This is a genomic window from Candidatus Binatia bacterium, from assembly GCA_036382395.1.
Classification (GTDB): domain Bacteria; phylum Desulfobacterota; class Binatia; order HRBIN30; family HRBIN30; genus JAGDMS01.
In genome coordinates this window covers 1-18,680 of sequence record DASVHW010000209.1, presented here as the reverse complement: position 1 = coordinate 18,680, position 18,680 = coordinate 1, and the positions used below count along the sequence as shown (strand labels likewise).

Sequence of the window (18,680 nt, the reverse complement as noted above, 5' to 3'; positions counted from 1 at the left end):
TCGGTTTGCGCTGCGGTGTCGATCAGGATCAGCGTATTGGTGGCAGCGTACGCCGCCAACAGCCCGTCGGGCGAGATCAACGGCTGGAGGATGGCGACCATGTTGCTTGCGTCGACGTACTTGAGCGGGATCAAGCGGGTGATGTACTCGTCGGTGGCAGCCGGTGACCCATTGGGGTTGACGGTGCGGATGGTCGAACTCTTGGCCTCCTTGGTCGAGACGATCTTGGTGATGGACCCGGCCGGGACGGTCGTGAAGCCCTTCACCTGCAGGACCGACAGGAAGACGAGATAAGCTTCATCGACGGAGATCTTGGCGGGGGAGATGATGGTGATCTTGCCGCGCACCTTCTCGTCGACGATGAAGTTCTTGCCGGTCAGCTCGCTGATGAACTTCACCAGCACGGCGATGTCGACGTCCTGGAAGTCCATCGTGATCGACCGCTGGCCGCCCTGCGCGTCAGTCGCGCTCGGCGGTGTGGGTGCCCCTTGTGCCCAGGCCAACGTTGACACGTACGACGAAAACCCCAGCGCCAACCAGCTCAGGGCAAAAAAGCGTATAACCAATTGCCGCATGCCACCCCTCTTCGATCGAAAGCTTCACCCGCCGATTTTCAACTGCAGGCTCACTGGTTCTTTGTTGCGATTAATAAGAACATTCAGCTCTGACGCGTTGCGCAACTCGTTGATCAGGCCCAGCGCGCGTTGGGGATCGTTGATCTCGGTGCCGTTGATGCTCTGGATGATATCCCCGTTTCGCAACCCGATGTTGTCGAAGAGACTGTTCTGGCGAATCGCAAAGAGGCGAAACCCCGTCGATTGCCCGCCTTCGAAGTGCGGCACCGCGCGAATCTGGGTGAACAGCTGGCTCATGTTGTCCAAGGCCGAATCCACCTCGCTGCGATCGATGCTGTACTGGGTGTCGCTCACCTTGCGGATGTGGGGGTTCCCCGTCTGACCGGGCTGGGCTGCCGCCACGGCGGGCGCCGGGCGGGGCGGCGCCCCCTGGGCCTGGGCCAATTCGAGGATCTCGTCCTGCCCGTCGCGGTCCAGGATGACGCGATCCCATTCGACGGACTTGACCGTCGCGTTCCCGGGAACCTTGTCCTTGATCCCGTAGACGTCCTGCTTGTGTGTGGTCAGATCTTCAATGATGCAATGGGACGCACCTCCAGTGTGCACGGCCACGCCCCAGAGCTTGAGCTTCAGTTCGGTCGGCTTGGGCGGTTCTGGCGGTTTCTCCGCCTCCGGCTTGGCCGAGTTGAAAATGTCGCGGGTGTGGATGCTGGCGTAGTACGTGGCCGGACGGCGCGGTTCGCGCGCGATGGGCGGCGGCGGCTGGCTCAGACGAACCTGCGGAGGCGGACTGAGTTTTGCCGCCACTGCCGTGCTGACGGTCGAGGCACCCCAGTACGCGATCAACGCTAGCAGAGCTAGGTTAACCCCAACGAGATGTTGTGGTGAAATCTTCATGCTGGGCCGGGGTCTCTATAGTCGAAAGGTCCGTACAAATTCAAGCAAAGCACCGCCCGGTTGACACAAGGCGATGCCCTGGATACGTTTACAGACGAACAAGGTTTCAGAACCTTCAAGTCGCAGCAAGCTTAAATCGTGAGGGAACAGGGGAAGTCGATGGAGGAGCATGTGAGCTCGGAGACCGAACAGAGCGGCGTGCCAGACGTGGGGGCCACGCTCCAGTTGACCGAGACAGCGGCCGAGATGGTGAAAGCGGCGATGCGGCGCGAAGGCCTGGCGGATCACGCCCTGCGGGTATCCGTGGTCGGTGGCGGTTGCTCGGGATTTCAATATAGCCTGAATTTCGACAACACGACGCGTCCTGACGACACCGTCGTCGAGATCAATGGCGTTCGGCTAGTGGTGGATGCGACGAGCGCCCAGTATCTTGCCGGGACGACGATCGATTACGTCAAGGGCCTGCACGGAGCGGGATTCAAGTTTCTCAACCCCAAAGCCACCCGCACCTGCGGTTGCGGCTCTTCGTTCTCTGCCTAAGCGCCGCGCGGCGTGTGTGCCTGCCAGCTGTCCGATCACCTGTTTGATTGAGATTCTCGCGTCCGTACGACTTGTGCTAGCATTCGGGCGATGAAGTACTACCCAGTGTTTTTGCGGGTAGCCGGTCGGCGCTGTGTCGTTGTTGGTGGCGGAAAAGTCGCAGAACAAAAGGTGGAATCGCTGCTCCGGGCGGGGGCGCGTGTGACCGTGATCAGCCCAGAAGTGACGCCGCGCATCGCGGCCCTCGCGGCCACCTCGGAGATCGAGCACCAGGGGCGCCCCTATGCCCGTGGCGATCTCCACGACTGCTTCCTCGCTTACGCCGCCACAGACGATGCGCACGTACAACAGCAGGTGGTCGGTGAAGCCGGAGATGCCGGTGTGCTCTTGAACGTGGTGGACCGTCCGCAGTTGTGCGACTTCATTGCGCCCGCGGTGGTGGAGCGGGGCGACCTGGTGGTTGCGACCTCGACGGGTGGTGCGAGTCCAGCGCTGGCCAAGCGGATACGCCAGGATTTGCAGGGCGCCTTCGGCCCCGAGTATGATGTGGCGTTACAGTTACTCCGCCGCCTGCGGGAACGCCTGGCGGGGCAGTCACGCCCGGCGGCGGAGCGCCAACGTATTTTGTCCACCCTGGCAAATTCGTCGCTGCTCGATTATCTACGTGAAGGACAGATGCATCTGGTGGATCGGTTGTTGGCCGAAACGGTGGGAGACGGGGTTTCGCTCGCCACCCTGGGTATGGAGCTAAGCTGAACGATGGCCAATGTTCTGCTGGCGCATGCGCTAGCGTTTTACCTGCTGAGCACGGTGACATGCATCGTGCACGTGATTGCGGGGCAGGAGTCGATGCGGCGGTGGGCGTTAGCCCTGCTCGGCTGTGCGTTCGGGGTGCATGCGCTCTCCTTGTCGGTGCGGGCGGTGCTGCTTGGATATGGGGCGATCACGACCTTCCAAGAGGAGCTGTCGTTCATCGCTTGCATCATGGTCGGCGCCTATTTGGTGATGGCGTTGGTGCTGGCGCAGCGCGCCAACCTCACGGTCGTCGGCACGCTGGTCACGCCCCTGGCTTTTCTGTTCACGCTCTCGGCCTATGCGTTCAATAGCCCAACGGCCGAGCTGCCCGAGCAGCTGCAGAACGTCTGGTTGCCGGCGCACGTCGCTCCGGCGTTTCTTGGATACGCCATCTTCGCCATCGCCTTCTGCCTGAGCTTGATCTATCTGCTGCAGGAGAAACAGCTCAAAGCCAAGCGCAAGAGCGATCTCTTCCGCCGCTTGCCGTCGCTCGAGACCCTCGACAGGCTCAACCACCGTTTCGTGACCTGGGGATTTGCCCTCTTTACCATCGGCATCATCACCGGGTCGTTGCTGGCAAAGGAAACCTGGGGAGCCCTGTGGTCCTGGCAGCCCGTGGAGCTGGGGTCCGTGATCACCTGGATGCTGTACGCGCTCTTGCTGCACGCGCGCACCACAGGCTGGCGCGGCCGCAAAGCCGCCGCCTTGACCATCGTCGGCTTCATCGTGCTCGTTGTCTCGTTTCTCGGCGTGAATCTCATCTTCCCAGGCAAGCACACTGGGACATTCGATTGATGGAACGCGAAGTACTGATCGTCGGCGTCAATCACCGCAAGGCTCCGGTGGAGATCCGGGAGCGCCTGACCTTCAGCGACGGGCTGCTGGAAAAGGGGCTGCGAGAGTTGGCGACGTTGCGTCCGGTCGACGAGGGCGTCATTGTGTCGACGTGCAATCGTGTCGAGGTTGTCGTTGCCACCAAGGACGGTGACAGTGCGATCGAGGCGCTGACGGAGTTTCTCGCTTCCGGCGAGCGCATCGCCCGCGAACAGTTGAGTGAGCACCTTTCGGTGTACCGTGGGCGTGAAGCGGTGCGGCATCTGTTTCGTGTTGCGGCCAGCCTCGACTCCATGGTGGTCGGCGAGCCGCAGATCCTCGGGCAGCTCAAAGATTCCTACACCCACGCCGCCAGCGCCGGAAGCGCCGGAACGGTCCTGCACCGCTGTTTCCACAAGTCGTTCAGTGTGGCCAAACGCGTGCGTACCGAGACTGGGGTGGCGAGCAAGGCCGTATCGGTGAGTGCAGCCGCCGTCGAGTTGGCGTCGAAGATCTTCGACCGCCTCGAGGACAAGACGGCGCTGCTCCTCGGCGCCGGCACCATGAGCGAGCTGGCGGCGCGGCACCTGCTGGCGCACGGCGTGCGCAGCCTGGTCGTGGCCAACCGCACCTTCGACCGCGCCGTCGAGCTGGCGCGTGAGTTCCATGGCACACCGGTGCCGTTCGAAGACTTTCCCCGTTATCTGCAGACGGCCGATGTCGTCATCGGTTCCACCGCCGCCGACGGCTACATCCTCACTCCGGCACGGGTCCAAGAGGTGCTCCGTGGGCGCAACTATCGTCCCATGTTCCTCATCGATCTGAGCGTGCCGCGCAACTTTGATCCCGCCATCAACGACATCGATAACGTGTATCTGTATGACATCGATGACCTCGGTGGCGTCGCCCAGGTCAACCGCGAAGAGCGCAGCCGTGAAGCCGAGAAGGCCGAAGCCATCGTGGAAGCAGAGGTCGATGCGTTTTGGAAATGGCTCCGGTCACTCGACGCGGTACCGACCATTGTGGCGCTGCGGGACAAGATGGAAGCCATCCGTAAGGGGGAGTTGGAGAAGACCTTGCCGACGTTGCGCGACCTGTCGCCACGCGAACGTGAGGCCCTCGAAGCGATGACGGCCGCCATCGTGAACAAGATCCTGCATGCACCCATTACGCATTTGAAGCAGCACCAGCGAGAACATGAAGCCTTCTATGTTGCCGCGGCGCGATTACTGTTCGATGTCGAGGAGGCAGACGACCAGTGAAACGCACGATTCGCATCGGGACACGCGGCAGCCAACTGGCACTGACACAGTCGCGCTGGGTACAGGGTTGCATCCAGAGACAGCTGCCCGGATGGGACGTCGGACTCGTCACCATCACCACCTCGGGTGACCGCTTCGTCGAACAACCGCTCAGCGCCATCGGCGGCAAGGGGCTGTTCGTCAAAGAGATCGAAGAAGCGCTGCAGGCGCGGACCATCGACTGCGCCGTGCACTCGATGAAGGACGTGCCGGGTGAGTTGGCCCCGGGTTTGGTGATGGCCGCTATTCCGCCGCGCGAAGACGTACGGGATGTGCTGATCACGCGCGATGGGGCACGATTCGAAGAGCTGCCGCCTGGTGCCCGCGTCGGGACCAGCAGCCTGCGGCGGATGGCCCTGATCCGTGCGGCCCGCGGCGACCTCGAGGTCATGAATCTTCGCGGCAATGTGGACACGCGCCTGCGCAAGCTGGACAGTGGCCAGTTTGGCGCGGTCATTCTCGCGGCCGCAGGTCTGAACCGGCTGGGCATCAAGCGCAGCGGCCTCGCCTTCTTCGACCCGCTACACTTCGTTCCCGCCGTCGGCCAGGGTGCGCTTGCCATCGAAAGCCGCGCCGACGAAACCGCGGACGTGTTGGCGCCGCTCGACGACGCACTCACCCGCATCGCCGTCACCGCCGAGCGCGCCTTCCTCACGCGGGCCGGCGGCTCGTGCCGTACGCCGCTCGCGGCGTACGCCACGATCTCGAAGGAGACCATCGAGCTGCGCGCCCTCATTGCCAGCCCCGACGGTCAGCAGGTCGTGCGCGGCGAACGCCGCGGCGCGGCCGCCGATGGCGAGGCGATCGGCGTCGAATTGGCGGAGGAGTTGCTTGGCAAAGGCGGCGCCGAGATCTTGCGAGCGCTGCAGGCCGGTTAGGCCGGGCAGGGTGGGGGTGCGGCGCTCTCGCGGCGACGAGATCGAGGTCCCCGGTAATGGGTAAGGTATATCTGGTGGGCGCAGGCCCGGGCGATCCCGGCCTTTTCACCCTGAAAGGCAAGCGCTGTCTCGAGCAGGCGGACGTGGTGATCTACGATTACCTGGCCAACCCGCGCCTGCTCGACTACGCCTCGCCCCGGGCGCTACGGCTCCTGGTGGGCAAGCATGGAGGCGGGAGCCGCGTCGAACAGGAGGTGATCACCAAGCTGACTGTCGATCACGCGCGGGCAGGCCGGATTGTGGTACGCCTGAAAGGTGGCGATCCGTTCATTTTCGGCCGCGGCGCGGAAGAAGCGGAGGCCATCCGCGACGCGGGCTTGGACTTCGAAATTGTTCCGGGGGTGTCGTCGGCGATTGCCGTCCCGGCGTATGCCGGTATACCGCTGACGCACCGGCTGTTTGCTTCAAACGTGATTTTCACCACCGGCTACGAGTATCCGACGAAGGAAGAGCCGGCGGTGCGCTGGGCCGAGCTGGCGCGCAGCGGTAGCACGCTGGTGATCCTCATGGCGACACGACAGTTGCGGTCGAGCCTGGACAAGTTGATGGCCAGCGGTCTCACGCCCCATATGCCCGTGGCGGTGATCCGTTGGGGGACGCGGGCGGATCAGCAAACGATCGTCGGTACAGCCGGCACGATCGCCGCGCTGGCCGAAGCGCAGCACCTGCGGCCGCCAGCCATCGCCGTGGTGGGTGAGGTGGTGCGGCTGCGCGAGAAGCTGAACTGGTTCGAGCGCAAGCCGCTCTTCGGCCGCCGCATCGTCATCACGCGCCCGCGGGCGCAGGCGGCGGAGTTCGCCGAACAGCTGGAAGCCTGGGGCGCCGAGGTCATCCCGTTCCCGACCATCGAGACCGTTCCGCCCCCCACTTGTGCGCCGCTGGACGACGCCATCCGTCGGGTCGCTGATTTCGACTGGGTGGTGTTCACCAGCGTCAACGGCGTGCGCGTCTTCTTCGACCGGCTGCAGGCGATCGGCGCCGACGTGCGGGACTGGCATCGCGCCCGTGTGGCCGCCATCGGCCCGCAGACCGCGAAGGCCCTGCAGCGATACTGCCTGCGCGTCGAGATGATTCCCGACGAGTACCGTGCCGAGGCGGTCGTGGCCGCGCTCGTGCAAGGTGGCGTGGCCGGCAAACGCATCCTGCTGCCGCGCGCTGCTGGCGCGCGCGACGTCTTGCCGGTGCAGCTGAGAGAGCACGGGGCGACGGTGGAAGACATCGCGACCTACACGACGGCGCTGCCGTCGGGCGTCGCCACCGAGCTGCGGGCGGAACTGCTCGGCGGTGGGGCCGACCTCATCACCTTTACCAGCTCCAGCACGGTGCAGAATTTCGTGGCGATCTTCAAAGAGGATCTGGCGCAGGTGCTGGCTCATGCCACGGTGGGCTGCATTGGACCGGTCACCGCCGCCACCGCCCACCGCTACGGCATGCGGGTGGACATTCAACCGAGCGCGTATACGATCGCTGCCTTTGTCGAGGCGATTCTGCGCTATTATACGGAAGCCCCCCGGCCGATCAGGCGGGCTGAGTAGGCCCCGACGGAGGAGATCGTATGGAATTTCCCGAGTACCGACCCCGGCGTTTGCGGCAGAACGAGAATTTCCGCCGCATGGTTCGGGAGACACGACTGGGCGTTGACAATCTGATTATGCCGCTCTTTGTGGTGCCTGGCACGCGGGTGAACAAACCCGTCGCCAGCATGCCGGGAGTGGCGCAGCTTTCGGTCGATCGCTTGGTGGAGGAGTGCAAGGAGATCCGAGACCTCGGCATTCCGGCGATCATCTTGTTCGGGATTCCTGAGACTAAGGACAGCGCCGGTTCGGGTGCATACACCGAGAATGGGATCGTGCAGCAGGCCTTGCGCACCCTCAAGAAGCAGGTGCCGAATCTGCTGCTCATTACGGACGTGTGCTTGTGCGAGTACACCGATCACGGCCACTGCGGCGTGGTGGTCGACGGCGATGTGGACAACGACGCCACCTTGGATCTGCTGGCGAAAGAGGCCCTGTCACACGCCAAAGCCGGGGCGGACATGGTGGCTCCGTCGGACATGATGGATGGGCGCATCGGTATGATCCGCGAGACGCTCGACGAGGAAGGCTTCGATCAGATTCCGATCATGGCGTACGCGGCAAAATTCGCCTCGGGATTCTACGGCCCGTTTCGTGAGGCGGCGGAATCGGCTCCACAGTTCGGCGACCGCCGCTCGTACCAGATGGATCCGCCGAACGCCGAGGAGGCGCTACGCGAGGTGCAACTCGATATCGACGAAGGTGCTGATATCGTGATGGTCAAGCCGGCGCTGCCGTACCTCGATCTCATCTGGCGGGTGAAGGAGACATTCGGACATCCCCTGGCGGCGTACAATGTCAGTGGTGAATACGCCATGATCAAGGCCGCAGCACAGAACGGCTGGCTCGACGAAGAGCGCGTCATGATGGAAATGCTCGTCGCCATTCGCCGTGCCGGCGCCGACATGATCCTGACGTATTTTGCCAAGGACGCCGCGCGGTTGCTGGCGAAAGGAAGATGATGTCTGCGGTGGCATCGGCCGGAGCAGCTGTCGCGCTGGTTTGCTATACCGCGCGAATGAATATCTCCTGCTTCCAGACTCAGGTGTGACGCCTCAGCGGTGAACGGCCGTAGAGGAATACTCTCAGTGGCGAAGGGGGTATTGTGTGAGTCGTGAAGACTTGATTCAGATCGAAGGTACCGTAAGAGAGGTCCTGGCGGGCGGCCAATTTCGAGTTGAATCAGACAAGGGGCAACAGTTCTTGGCCAAAATCAGTGGCCGGATGCGCCGCTTCCACATTAAGGTCATTCCTGGGGATCGAGTCACAGTTGCGGTGTCACCCTACGATCCGACGCACGGCTTGATCGTGTACCGCAGCCCCTAGGCGGCCTTTTCCCACTGAACTACATGTTTCCTTCGGTGGGGAAGCCGGTCCATCAGACAGCTTGAGTCTGCCTGGTGGTGGTCACAGCGGTAAGGCAGAAATGCGGGGGCCGCTACGGACCGAACGCTGCCGCGGCACGGGACAACGTCGAGTCCAGTTCCCGATCCATGACCTCAAGTGCCCGCGCCCTGGCCACCGCTCGGAGGTGCATTTGAACGCACGCCAGCAAGATATCGGGCATCACCGGGCGTGGAAGAAAATCGACCGCACCCTCCTTCATGGCGCGCTCTCGAACCGCCAGGCGGTCGTCGCAAGAAAACATGATGACGGGAATGTCTCGCGTAGTCTGGTCGTGCCGCAATGCCGCCAGCGTGCCCCAGCCGTCCAACTCCGGCATGATGAGATCGAGCAGAATCACGTCGACGTGTCTGTTCTTGGCGATCTCCAAGCACTGCAAGCCTCGCGATGCGGCGAGAGAGTTAATGCCGGCTCTCTGTAGAGAACGTACGGTGAGGATCAGATTGTCCAGGGTGTCATCGACCACGAGGACAGTTCCGTTGGTTGGTTCAATTGATGGCGCTGTCATCATTTTAGACCTACGACCTTTCACCAGAATGCTTTGGCAAATGCCGTTCCAGCTAGGTCCCGCCGGTGTGCGGCTGGCAATGTATGGTTTTCAGCGCCCTGACATGCTCAATCCGTCAGGTTGTTGGCGGCACTCAGCATATAAATCGACAGTTGCGAGCCGCGACCCTGAGAATGAACTACGCAAACCGCACGTCACCTCGCCCGCTGCCCGTGGTCAATGCCGCGACTCACCGTGTTGGCGCCACTTGTCGTACTTGCGCTGGAAGCGCTCGCGCTCCTCGGGGGGCAGTTGGCGGAAACGCTCGTAATTCTGCTGGATACGAGCCCGTTCATCGGGTGACATGCCGCGCCAGCGCTTGTAACGCTGCTCGATATCGCGCTGGCGATCCGCCGGGAGCTGCTGATGGCGCCAATAATTCTGCAGCGTCCGGTACCGTTGCTTCGGGCTCAAGTCGTGCCAGCGTTCCGCCACGAGCACGCGTGCCGGGACGGCGGACACGACCGCGCACAAGGCGCCCATCACCAGTAGTGCCATAGTCGCCCCGCGTGCGCTCATCCGGCCGGATCACCCTTGGTGCACGGGTTGATCATCATCCAACGGTACCGACTCGACATTGTCGAAGTTCTCCAGCGCGTCCAGGTGCTGGATAACCTGGTAGTTCTCGAACAAGTCCGGGTCACTCGTCACGGCCACAGGGGGTGGTTCCACACCCAGTGGGATCAACACCGCCTTCGGACCACCCATGACGGAAAAAAAGAGTACGACCACAGCCGTCACCACGGCGCCGGCGATGGCAACCGGACGGAAGAGCCACCTCCACGCTGACGCGCGGCCATCAGCTTCGGCCGCCAGTGCGCGCTGCAGCTTGGCGTGCAACGGCCCGGAGTCGAACTCCGCCGCCGTGGCGACGCGAGGCAGGATCTGCCGCTGCCAGCCGATGGCGGCACGCAGCCCTTCTGCCTCGGCCGAGCACGCCGCGCAGCCCGTGAGGTGCCGTTCGAGAGGTTCCGCCTTCCGGCGCGGCAACTCACCATCGACCCACGCAGTTAAATTCCTCCGGACAACCCAACAGCTTGCCATGCCCTACACATTCTCCTCCTGCATCTGCTGGCGCAGCGTGACGGTGGCACGATGGATGAGACTCTTCACTGCTGAGACTGAGGACGACAGACTCGCCGCCACTTCGTCGTACGAAAGTCCGTTCACCCTCGCCAGCAGCAAGGCGGCGCGTTGCTGCGGCGGCAGGTGTGCCACGGCTGCTTGTAACCTCTCGACTGCCTCACGGTCCAGCAAGGTTTCCTCACCGCTCTGTGTCGAGGCTTCGGCGACCGGTGGCGGATCGCCGGCATCGTCCCTGACCGGATGATCGATCGGCTGGACTCGGGCGCGATATTCCGGCCGGCGGAGCTCGCTCAAACAGGCGTTGGTCACCATCCGGTAGAGCCAGGTCTTGAAGCGGGCAAGGGGAACATACCGCGCTCGCGTCCTATAGATCTGGAGGAACACATCCTGCGCCAACTCCTCAGCCCGTGCACGGTTTCCAACCAACTGCATGGCGAAACCAATTACTCCTGCGATATGTTTTTCGAACAGCTGGTGGAACGCGGCCTGATCGTCCTGCTGCACCGCCAGCATGAGTTGCACATCCGCATCCGCCTCGCTGTCCAATGGCGTACTCACTGGTTAAACGTGCCAGAAGGTTCCAAGTTGCGGTAGGGGAGCGAGGTCAGTCCCCCTATGTGCGGCGCGCGGCTGCGGCGCCGGTCAGCGCGATCTCGCCTGTTTGCGCTGCGGACTTCGGGAAGCTCGACCGGCCGGTATTTGCGCGCGAGCTTTTGGTTTCTGCCGGGCGGCGACGCGGCGCAACAATTGGTATTTCACTTTACTGGCGAGCTGTCCGAATAGCATGTTGAGCCGGTCAGCATCGTGACGCCGTAAGGCCTCTTCGATGCGCTGGCGGTGGTCATCAAGATAGGTTAGTTGATAGTCGCGCTTTTGCAGCCGAACCCGTTCCGGCACTTTGGCACGCGCTTGGATGATACGTACGATTTCATGCAGAATCGTCGAATCGACACGCGCCACAGGCGACCTCTCACCTTCTGTCCGCTAATACTTGTTTCCAGACGGTGGTCTTGTAGCATGAATTTGTGACAGCGACAAAAGGGCGAAGGAAATTAGTCGTATTTGCCAACAAAGACGCTGTTTTTCAGGTACTTACGGGCGCTTCATGGTTTGTGTATCGAGCCCGGACGTGCTTTCACAGGCCGCGCAGGCGCCGTTCCTGCGCTTCTTGATCCGACTTGCAGTCGATGCACCGTGTGGTGACCGGCCGGGCCCTCAGCCTGTCCAGACCGATCGGCCCGCTGCAGGCCTCGCACAGGCCGTAGCTGCCGTCACTGATGCGTTGGAGGGCTTCGTCAATCTTGGCAATCAGCTTCCGTTCACGATCCCGAATGCGCAACATGGCGTTCCGATTCGATTCGAGCGAGGCCCGGTCCGTTGGATCAGGGAAGGTTTCTTTGCTGTCGGTCATCCCATCGACTGTTCGCAACGCCTCGGCCAACAACTCCTGGCGGCGTGCCACCAACAGCTTATGGAACGGCTTCAACTGCCGCTGATTCACTGCATTGCCTCCAAGAGCATTACCCCTACCATCGGCGTTTCTGTGTGTAAAGATAGCTGACGGCCGGATTCCGCCGGCTCGCCGCTTGCAGAAGACAGCCGCTCGGACGTACCCTGGCGGCGTGCCCTTGGACGCCCGCATTGATACGGGGGTGCGCGAGATCGTTGACGCCTTGAACCGGATCCCGGGGGTGACGACACGGGCAAGCTGCGAGGGGTGGGGCGGGGATCACACGCCCCGCCGGCACGCGGACCTCGCGTACGTCATTTTCCGCTACCCGTTGCCGCTGCGCCTCCAGGAGTTTTTGCTTGCACGCATCGATTCCGTGGGGCGCATCGAGGCAGATGGAATCTACAGCCGCTGGCCGGACCGCAACCGTGCCTTCCTCGACGTCGTGCGCGTCGCCGCGCAGGGTTATGCGGGCCAGCAGGGGGCGGAGCGGCGGACGGGCGTTCGCTGGCCGCTACCGAGGTTGCGCGCCAGGCTGGCGCGTCAGCTCTTCAGTGGCCAGCCTGTCCTCGTGCAATTGTGCGTCTCCTGTGGCGATCTGGTCTTCGACGAACATGTGCCCTCGCACCGGCCGGTGCCCCTGTTGCGCTGTGCGTCGAATCAGGCCGCTCTGTGGTTTGCCGAGTTCGTAGCGCAGCCGCACAACGCGCTGGATGCCGATCTGATTGAGCGGGACGGTTGGATGCATCTGATTGCACGAACCCAGCGTGGCGAGTTCGGCGCGGCATTCCAGCGGCGCTGGTTGCGGTACCGGGCGCATATGCTGGCTGATCTGGCGACCAGGCAGATGCGAATTGGCGCCGAGAATGCCCGCCGGCAGCGGCCAGACATCGATTTCTTCTACGGCGACACCCATGCCGTGTTCGAATGGCAACCAGGCTGAGTGTGCCAACGGTAGAGCCGGTAGGCCCGGGGTCAGAAGCCAGGACCCCCTGCCCTCCTGATGGGCTCGAGCCACCCTGCCGCGAGCTGTGCGGTGTCGGCGGGCAGGTGCTTCCGTGCCTGGGTCCGAGCCCAGTGATCGGCTGCGAGGAGTCGCTCCAGCCCGTCAGCGGGTGCGGGATCGTGCGCCTCCATCACCTGGCTCAGAAGGCGCGGGATCTCCAGGAACGGTATGGCTCCGGCCAGGAACGCGGCGACCGCGACCTCATTGGCCGCGTTGAGCACCGCGGGTGCCGTGCCGCCGGCGTGCAAGGCCTGGTAGGCGAGCGCGAGGCACGGAAACTTCGCTTCGTCCGGCTCGCCGAATTCCAGTGCCGGCGCCTGCGGCAGATTGAGTACGGGTAGGTGATCCAGCGGCAGCCGGTCAGGGTAAGCGAGAATGTACGAGATCGGGATCGACATGTCGGGGATACCCATCTGGGCGAGGACTGAGCCGTCGATGTACTCGACCATGGAATGGACGATGCTCTGGGGGTGGATGACGACATGGATGCGTTCCGCCGGCAGCCCGAAGAGCCAGTGCGCCTCGATAACCTCGAGGCCCTTGTTCATCAGCGTGGCGGAGTCGATGGTAATCTTGTCGCCCATCTTCCAGGTCGGATGCCGCAAAGCGTCCTCCCGTGTCACGGCGCGCAGCTCGGGAAGCGAGCGGTGCAAAAATGGGCCGCCGGATGCCGTGAGGATGATGCGCCGCACGTCCTCTTCCCGGTGTCCGCGTAGCGCCTGGAAGATGGCATTGTGCTCGCTGTCGAGCGGCAGCAGTCGGACACCGGCGGCTGCGGCCGCCCGGGTCACCAGTTCGCCGCCGAGCACCAACACCTCCTTGTTGGCCAGCGCCACGTGCTTGCCGGCCTCGATGGCGCGCAGCGTGGGGAGCAGCCCCAACGCGCCGACCAGAGCCGATACCACCAGCTCGGTGCCCGGCGCGGTCGCCACTGCCTCCATGCCCTCAGCTCCGTAGGTGATCCGACCGCGGTATTCCGGAATCCGCTTCTGCAGCTCCAGCGCCGCCTGGCTGTCCTGGACCGCAACGAGGCTCGGCCGAAAGCGGCGCACTTGCTCGGCCAGACGATCGACGTTCCTGCCGGCCCCGAGGGCGGTGATTTCGAAGCGATCGGGGAAACGCGCGACCAGGTCGAGCGTGGTGACACCGATCGAGCCGGTCGAACCGAGGATGGCCAGGCGTTTCATAACGTGACGTCGCACCCTATCACGGAACCGGCCGCTCACTCCACGGCGCGGGAAGCGGCGTTCCAGAGCTCGCTTTGGCCTTCACGACGGGTGTCATACCAACTGTCCGAGACCTGACCAACCGCAGCGGCAATGAGAGCGTCCTGCGGACTCACTCGATGTTGTAGGTGACCTGCAGCGTGGCCGATACGGAAACGGTTCCGGGTTCGATGGATGTCGGTGCCCGGGCCTCCATGGCCGCCATGCCGCGCTCGAAGTAGCGTGGCTGTACCACCGGACCCGTCGACGTCGTGGCCGAGGCGACTTCTTTGAGCCGCACGCCCAAGGCCTTGGCGACACTCTGGGCTTGCGCCTGTGCCTCCGCCCCGGCCTTTTCCAAGGCGGCTCGCAGCTGGTCGTTGCGATTCGATAGGGTGAACTGCAGGCCGCTGATGCGGTTGGCGCCGGCGTCGTTGGCGGCGTCAATCAGCGCCCCGACGTTGTCGACCTTGTGGGTCTCCACCTGCACTTCATTGCGCGCGACGTAGCCGGTGATGCGAGGCTCCGTGAGTTCCCCAGGTTTGACCGGTTGGTAGCGCGGCTCGAGCGAGTAGCGCGAGGTGGTCACCCTGTCGTCCTTGCCGATCAGGGCCTTCACGGCGGACGTCACGGCCGCGCTACGCTTCGCATTCTCACTCACCGCCCCGGAAGCTTTGGGCCCGGTTGTCTCCACCGCGACGCTGAGAATCGCCAGATCCGGTGAGGCGGTTACCTCTCCCTGCCCGCTGACGGAGATGGTTCGGCGGTTCTCCGTGGCCTTTTCTTCCGCCCTTGCCGCGGGTACGGCTATGGCGAAGAAGCTGGCGATGACGAGCAACCAGTTTACGGCGGACTTGTACATGGCAACTCCCTTCCAGGCTGATTTCATCCCGAGGCTAGCACGAGTGTCCGGCGAAATCTGCTGGCGGTGATGGCGGGGCCACTGCAAATTATCGGAGACTTCGGTGACGGATTTCGTTGCGTATCAGTACCCGTTCCGGATATTATTGCGGCGTGAGCGGCCGGAAGTACGCTGTGTGCGAGCATCTCAGAGACTGGCGTTGTATTGGGGTGAGCGGCGAGGCTTTGCTGATCATATCCACCTGCGCGGCCGCTGCGTCGGCCGCTACGGGGGCCTTACCGCCGCCGTGGCCGGTGATGAGCACCACGTCTGCGCCAATCTTGTTGCCGTCTGCGCACCGATTGGCAACGCATGCCGGGCACTCGATCAACCGGCTCTTGTTGTTTCTGGGCGATGTGGGAATGTTCTGGTTGTGGACCGGCCTGTCCATCGCGCTGTTCATCGGGGTGGTTGCGCTCGCGTCGGTTGTCGATAGGCGGATGTTCCGTCTGAGACGAGAAATGCCGGGAACGCTGTCCCTCTATCTCGGTCACGGCCTTCGGACGTTCTTCAGGATTGTGCTTGATCGCCACACGCCGTACTCGGCGCGGGTGTTCCTGGCGTTGGGGTTGGCGTATTGGCTGCTGCCGTCCGACCTGATTCCGGACACGACTCTGGTGCCGGGATTTATCGATGATGTGCTCGTTGCCGTGGTGATGACCAAGGCCTTCTTATACTTCTGTCCGCCTTCCCTCGTAGTGGCGCACGCGGCGGCGGTCGAACGGCTTGCGCACGTCTGACGGCACCTGCTGGCAATCGTCAGCATCGGCGGACACACAACAGACGTCAGCGCTGGTGAGCCGCGGGTGTGGCTCAGGCGGCGAGCGCGGCGGCGGCGTTTTGGACTTCGATGATCAGGATCTCGCGCGGTGTGTTGAGGCGGATGCGCTGCCCGGTCACGCCGAGGCCGCAGTTGACGTACAGATAACTGCCGGCGCGTTCGTAGAGCCCGCGGTCGAAGTCGGTGATGAACTCGGCCAGGTTGCGGATGCGGCCGTCGAACCACGGCATGCCGAGTTGGCCCCCGTGTGTGTGGCCGGCCAGCGTCAGCGCGACGCCGCGCGCGGCGGCTTGCGGGAAGACGTCCGGGCGGTGGGAGAGGAGCAGCACGGGCTCATCCGCCGGTACCGTTGCCAGCGCGGCGTCGAGATGGGGAACCATCGTTTCGCCGCGCGCCCAGTCGCGTCCATGGTCGTCCAGCCCGACGACGTGGAGCTGCTGTCCCTTGACCTCGATGGCGGTCTTCTGGTCCCGGAGTACCGTGAATGAAGTGAGCCGGCGCAGTGAGGCCTCGACGTGATCAGCGCCGGCGTAGTGATCGTGGTTCCCGAGGATGGCGAACACGCCGTGTGTGGCGTGCAGTCCAGCCAGCACCGGCAGGAAACCGTCCAAGTCCGCCGTCGGCGAGTCGGCGATGTCGCCGGTGATGCAGATGAGGTCTGGATCGAGGCCGTTGACGCGCGCCACGAAGCCTTCAAGTTGTGATCGATCGATGTTTTGCCCAATGTGGATGTCGCTGATCTGGGCGATGCGCAGCCCATTCCACGACGGCGGGCAGTGGAGCAAGGGCAGGGTGAAGCGGCGTACCCGCAGGCGGATCTGGCCGATGGTGTAGCCGTAGGCAAAGGCGATGGTGACGGCGGCCATGCCGGCGTTTGCCAGCCAGTGGAAGGCGGGACCGAGTTCCGGATCGATGCGGAGGCCGGCGTGGTGAGTGGTGCGGGCTTCGACGGCGATGGCGCCGAGAAGGACCTTGGCACCCATCCACATGGCGTCGGTGAGGAGGAGAAAGAGGACGCAGAACAGGCAGGTGAAGGCGACGGCGTAGTACAGTCGCGGCATACCACCTACGGGGCCGCGGTCGCGTCGCTGCTCTCGTGTCCGCTTCGCCAGGCGTCGATTGACTGCGAAGATCAGCAGCGGCCCCGCGATCTGAGCGGCGAGGGGCAAGGAGCCGATCGTGCGCGACAGCCGTCCCAGCACCACCCACTGCGAGATGCTGACGGCGAGCAGCAGCAGCCGGAAAAAATTGGCGAAGAACCTGCGCGCCACGTGCGCCCACAAGCGGCGCAGCCCCGCTGTCAGATTGCCGTACATAGAGCTGCCAGCGTAGCCAAGTCCAACCCCCTGCGCCAGATGCCTCTGGGTTTCTGCCCGCGGCTCCACCCTAGCCCTCCCCCGTTGCCGGAAGCCTGTCCTGAGCCTAGTCGAAGGGCCTGTCCTGAGCCCAGTCGAAGGATGGCAACAGGGGAGGGGACCAGATTCCGGTTCCCTCCTCCTGTGAGCATCTCCGCGAACGGAGGAGGGTTAGGGTGGAGGCCGTTCAGGGTGGAGGCCGCGTCAGGGCCGCGACGATGGCGTCCAGCACGGCCGTCAGATTGCGATGCACATCGCCATTGGTGAAACGCAGTACGGTGTAGCCCTTCTGTTGGTTCAACCAGCGAGTACGTTCGGCGTCATAGTCGGTCTGCTCGGCGTGAGTATCTCCATCGACTTCGATGACCAGCTTTGCCGCCGGGCAAAAGAAGTCGACGATGAAGCGGCCGACCGGGTACTGGCGCCGAAAGCCGTAGCCGGCGAGTTGGCGGGACCGCAAGTGATGCCAGAGTTGTTGCTCGGCGGGGGTGAGAGCGCGGCGTAACTCGCGGGCGCGAGATTCCACTGCCGCGGAGGATCGCCAGCGGCGGCGTGGGGGTTCAGACATAGGTCGATTGCATAACAGCTGCCGCGTCTGTTTGCGCCTCCACCCTAGCCCTCCCCCGTTGCCAGAAGTGGCAACAGGGGAGGGGACCGGAGGTGGAGTCCGGATCCGGTTCCCTCCTCCAGTGAGCATCTCCGCGAACGGAGGAGGGTTAGCGTGGAGGCCGTTCAGGGTGGAGACCGTCTCCAAGCCGCTGCTGACTTTTCGATACTTAATCGCACGGCGCGATCCACCGGCAATCAGGAGGCAAGTGAGGGCGCGGTGTAATTCGCGGGCGTGAGCTTGCGCTAATGTGGCGCCGCCTCCATTCGCGCCTCCTCCCTAGCCCTCCCCCGTTGCCGGAAGTGGCAACAGGGGAGGGGACCGGAGGCGGAGTCCGGATCCGGTTCCCTCCTCCAGTGAGCATCTCCGCGAACGGAGGAGGGTTAGGGAGGCCGTGTTAGGGCCGCGACGATTCGGGCCAGCGTGCGAGTGCCGCGTCTGTTCGCGCCTCCTCCCTAGCCTTCCCCCGTTGCCGGAAGTGGGGCTTTGTGCGCCAATCGCTACCGGGCGGGTAATTGGCGCACAGCCTCAAGAACTGGCGCACAGGCCGTCCCTTCCAACATCGGCGTGATGCCGAGTTTGATCATTTCATGGATCAGGCACCGGATATTGTGGCACACAACCATCAGCAACGTCTCGTTGATTTGGCCCACCGGGTCCTTGCTGCGCAGCGTGTCGCCGATCACGCGCTTGATCATACTGAATGTGCTCTCGACATTCGAGCGGCGGTGATAGTGCGGTAAGAACTCTTCGCGATTCAGTTGGAAGTAGTGATAGAGCCGGGTCCACGTCTTGGACGCGGGGCGACGGTGCGACTTCGCCACGGCCTTCGCGTTCGACTTGAAGGGGATGAATGGCTTGGCTCCAAGGCTTTCGACCAGCTCCAGGTTGTCGTAGCTGCTGTA

Annotated in this window: 23 protein-coding genes; 10 read left to right on the top strand and 13 right to left on the bottom strand. The window is 63.5% G+C overall.

Annotated features, from left to right (window positions below; all coding sequences use genetic code 11):
* Positions 1-575, bottom strand: a 575-nt coding sequence (locus VF515_09715) for a secretin N-terminal domain-containing protein (GenBank protein HEX7407912.1), incomplete at its 3' end; no start/stop codon positions are given.
* A gap of 24 nt (positions 576-599) precedes the next feature.
* The gene (gspC, locus tag VF515_09710) at positions 600-1,472 is read right to left on the bottom strand and encodes a type II secretion system protein GspC (protein HEX7407911.1); all 873 of its coding nucleotides are present in this window, start codon (positions 1,470-1,472) and stop codon (positions 600-602) included.
* A 171-nt stretch (positions 1,473-1,643) separates the two neighbouring features.
* Between gspC and erpA the strand changes: the two genes are divergently transcribed.
* The 8 genes from erpA (at position 1,644) to infA (ending at position 8,759) form a co-directional block, all read left to right on the top strand.
* Positions 1,644-2,012: an iron-sulfur cluster insertion protein ErpA gene (gene erpA, locus VF515_09705; protein ID HEX7407910.1), complete on the top strand. Its 369-nt coding sequence runs from the start codon at positions 1,644-1,646 to the stop codon at positions 2,010-2,012.
* A 90-nt stretch (positions 2,013-2,102) separates the two neighbouring features.
* Positions 2,103-2,768, top strand: a complete 666-nt coding sequence (locus tag VF515_09700) for a bifunctional precorrin-2 dehydrogenase/sirohydrochlorin ferrochelatase (GenBank protein HEX7407909.1) — start codon at positions 2,103-2,105, stop codon at positions 2,766-2,768.
* Positions 2,769-2,771: 3 nt separating this feature from the next.
* The gene (gene ccsA, locus VF515_09695; GenBank protein ID HEX7407908.1) at positions 2,772-3,602 is read left to right on the top strand and encodes a cytochrome c biogenesis protein CcsA; all 831 of its coding nucleotides are present in this window, start codon (positions 2,772-2,774) and stop codon (positions 3,600-3,602) included.
* Positions 3,602-4,882 (top strand): glutamyl-tRNA reductase, encoded by a 1,281-nt coding sequence (gene hemA, locus VF515_09690; protein ID HEX7407907.1) that lies wholly within the window; start codon positions 3,602-3,604, stop codon positions 4,880-4,882. Before ccsA ends, hemA begins: the two co-directional genes overlap by 1 nt.
* Positions 4,879-5,799, top strand: coding sequence for a hydroxymethylbilane synthase (gene hemC / locus VF515_09685; protein HEX7407906.1), 921 nt, complete (start codon positions 4,879-4,881; stop codon positions 5,797-5,799). The genes hemA and hemC overlap by 4 nt, the downstream gene beginning before the upstream one ends.
* Before the next feature lie 56 nt (positions 5,800-5,855).
* Positions 5,856-7,394: a uroporphyrinogen-III C-methyltransferase gene (cobA, locus tag VF515_09680; GenBank protein ID HEX7407905.1), complete on the top strand. Its 1,539-nt coding sequence runs from the start codon at positions 5,856-5,858 to the stop codon at positions 7,392-7,394.
* 20 nt (positions 7,395-7,414) lie between these two features.
* Positions 7,415-8,395, top strand: a complete 981-nt coding sequence (gene hemB, locus VF515_09675) for a porphobilinogen synthase (protein ID HEX7407904.1) — start codon at positions 7,415-7,417, stop codon at positions 8,393-8,395.
* Positions 8,396-8,540: 145 nt separating this feature from the next.
* Positions 8,541-8,759: a translation initiation factor IF-1 gene (gene infA / locus VF515_09670; protein HEX7407903.1), complete on the top strand. Its 219-nt coding sequence runs from the start codon at positions 8,541-8,543 to the stop codon at positions 8,757-8,759.
* 112 nt (positions 8,760-8,871) lie between these two features.
* On the opposite strand, the gene VF515_09665 is transcribed toward infA, so the two are convergent.
* From VF515_09665 to dksA, 6 genes are all read right to left on the bottom strand, one after another.
* Positions 8,872-9,303, bottom strand: a complete 432-nt coding sequence (locus VF515_09665; protein HEX7407902.1) for a response regulator — start codon at positions 9,301-9,303, stop codon at positions 8,872-8,874.
* A gap of 258 nt (positions 9,304-9,561) precedes the next feature.
* Positions 9,562-9,882, bottom strand: coding sequence for a DUF3106 domain-containing protein (locus VF515_09660; protein ID HEX7407901.1), 321 nt, complete (start codon positions 9,880-9,882; stop codon positions 9,562-9,564).
* Positions 9,883-9,912: 30 nt separating this feature from the next.
* The gene (locus VF515_09655) at positions 9,913-10,428 is read right to left on the bottom strand and encodes a zf-HC2 domain-containing protein (GenBank protein ID HEX7407900.1); all 516 of its coding nucleotides are present in this window, start codon (positions 10,426-10,428) and stop codon (positions 9,913-9,915) included.
* 3 nt (positions 10,429-10,431) lie between these two features.
* A complete protein-coding gene (locus VF515_09650) occupies positions 10,432-11,028 on the bottom strand; it encodes an RNA polymerase sigma factor (protein HEX7407899.1) in 597 nt (198 codons plus the stop codon).
* A gap of 84 nt (positions 11,029-11,112) precedes the next feature.
* Positions 11,113-11,430, bottom strand: a complete 318-nt coding sequence (locus VF515_09645) for a hypothetical protein (protein ID HEX7407898.1) — start codon at positions 11,428-11,430, stop codon at positions 11,113-11,115.
* A 175-nt stretch (positions 11,431-11,605) separates the two neighbouring features.
* Positions 11,606-11,971 carry an RNA polymerase-binding protein DksA gene (gene dksA / locus VF515_09640; GenBank protein ID HEX7407897.1) on the bottom strand — a complete coding sequence of 122 codons (366 nt, stop codon included), beginning with the start codon at positions 11,969-11,971 and terminating at the stop codon, positions 11,606-11,608.
* A 127-nt stretch (positions 11,972-12,098) separates the two neighbouring features.
* Between dksA and VF515_09635 the strand changes: the two genes are divergently transcribed.
* Positions 12,099-12,863 carry a hypothetical protein gene (locus VF515_09635; GenBank protein HEX7407896.1) on the top strand — a complete coding sequence of 255 codons (765 nt, stop codon included), beginning with the start codon at positions 12,099-12,101 and terminating at the stop codon, positions 12,861-12,863.
* A gap of 32 nt (positions 12,864-12,895) precedes the next feature.
* On the opposite strand, the gene VF515_09630 is transcribed toward VF515_09635, so the two are convergent.
* Positions 12,896-14,113 (bottom strand): 1-deoxy-D-xylulose-5-phosphate reductoisomerase, encoded by a 1,218-nt coding sequence (locus VF515_09630; GenBank protein ID HEX7407895.1) that lies wholly within the window; start codon positions 14,111-14,113, stop codon positions 12,896-12,898.
* Positions 14,114-14,264: 151 nt separating this feature from the next.
* A complete protein-coding gene (locus tag VF515_09625) occupies positions 14,265-14,993 on the bottom strand; it encodes an SIMPL domain-containing protein (GenBank protein ID HEX7407894.1) in 729 nt (242 codons plus the stop codon).
* Positions 14,994-15,289: 296 nt separating this feature from the next.
* On the opposite strand from VF515_09625, the gene VF515_09620 reads away from it, so the two are divergent.
* Positions 15,290-15,772, top strand: coding sequence for a DUF1232 domain-containing protein (locus tag VF515_09620; protein ID HEX7407893.1), 483 nt, complete (start codon positions 15,290-15,292; stop codon positions 15,770-15,772).
* Between the two features lie 73 nt (positions 15,773-15,845).
* On the opposite strand, the gene VF515_09615 is transcribed toward VF515_09620, so the two are convergent.
* From VF515_09615 to VF515_09605, 3 genes are all read right to left on the bottom strand, one after another.
* Positions 15,846-17,198, bottom strand: coding sequence for a metallophosphoesterase (locus VF515_09615; protein HEX7407892.1), 1,353 nt, complete (start codon positions 17,196-17,198; stop codon positions 15,846-15,848).
* Positions 17,199-17,355: 157 nt separating this feature from the next.
* Positions 17,356-17,736 carry a DUF559 domain-containing protein gene (locus VF515_09610; protein ID HEX7407891.1) on the bottom strand — a complete coding sequence of 127 codons (381 nt, stop codon included), beginning with the start codon at positions 17,734-17,736 and terminating at the stop codon, positions 17,356-17,358.
* Positions 17,737-18,275: 539 nt separating this feature from the next.
* On the bottom strand, positions 18,276-18,680 hold a 405-nt coding region (locus tag VF515_09605), incomplete at its 5' end, for a transposase (GenBank protein HEX7407890.1).

Excerpts from the sequence above, each read along its gene's own strand:
- gspC (HEX7407911.1), bottom strand. The coding sequence starts at position 1,472 with ATGAAGATTTCACCACAACATCTCGTTGGGGTTAACCTAGCTCTGCTA.
- VF515_09660 (HEX7407901.1), bottom strand. The coding sequence starts at position 9,882 with ATGGCACTACTGGTGATGGGCGCCTTGTGCGCGGTCGTGTCCGCCGTC.
- hemA (HEX7407907.1), top strand. The coding sequence starts at position 3,602 with ATGGAACGCGAAGTACTGATCGTCGGCGTCAATCACCGCAAGGCTCCG.
- cobA (HEX7407905.1), top strand. The coding sequence starts at position 5,856 with ATGGGTAAGGTATATCTGGTGGGCGCAGGCCCGGGCGATCCCGGCCTT.
- ccsA (HEX7407908.1), top strand. The coding sequence starts at position 2,772 with ATGGCCAATGTTCTGCTGGCGCATGCGCTAGCGTTTTACCTGCTGAGC.
- VF515_09610 (HEX7407891.1), bottom strand. The coding sequence starts at position 17,736 with ATGTCTGAACCCCCACGCCGCCGCTGGCGATCCTCCGCGGCAGTGGAA.
- VF515_09625 (HEX7407894.1), bottom strand. The coding sequence starts at position 14,993 with ATGTACAAGTCCGCCGTAAACTGGTTGCTCGTCATCGCCAGCTTCTTC.
- VF515_09655 (HEX7407900.1), bottom strand. The coding sequence starts at position 10,428 with ATGGCAAGCTGTTGGGTTGTCCGGAGGAATTTAACTGCGTGGGTCGAT.
- VF515_09630 (HEX7407895.1), bottom strand. The coding sequence starts at position 14,113 with ATGAAACGCCTGGCCATCCTCGGTTCGACCGGCTCGATCGGTGTCACC.
- hemB (HEX7407904.1), top strand. The coding sequence starts at position 7,415 with ATGGAATTTCCCGAGTACCGACCCCGGCGTTTGCGGCAGAACGAGAAT.
- VF515_09700 (HEX7407909.1), top strand. The coding sequence starts at position 2,103 with ATGAAGTACTACCCAGTGTTTTTGCGGGTAGCCGGTCGGCGCTGTGTC.
- VF515_09620 (HEX7407893.1), top strand. The coding sequence starts at position 15,290 with ATGAGCACCACGTCTGCGCCAATCTTGTTGCCGTCTGCGCACCGATTG.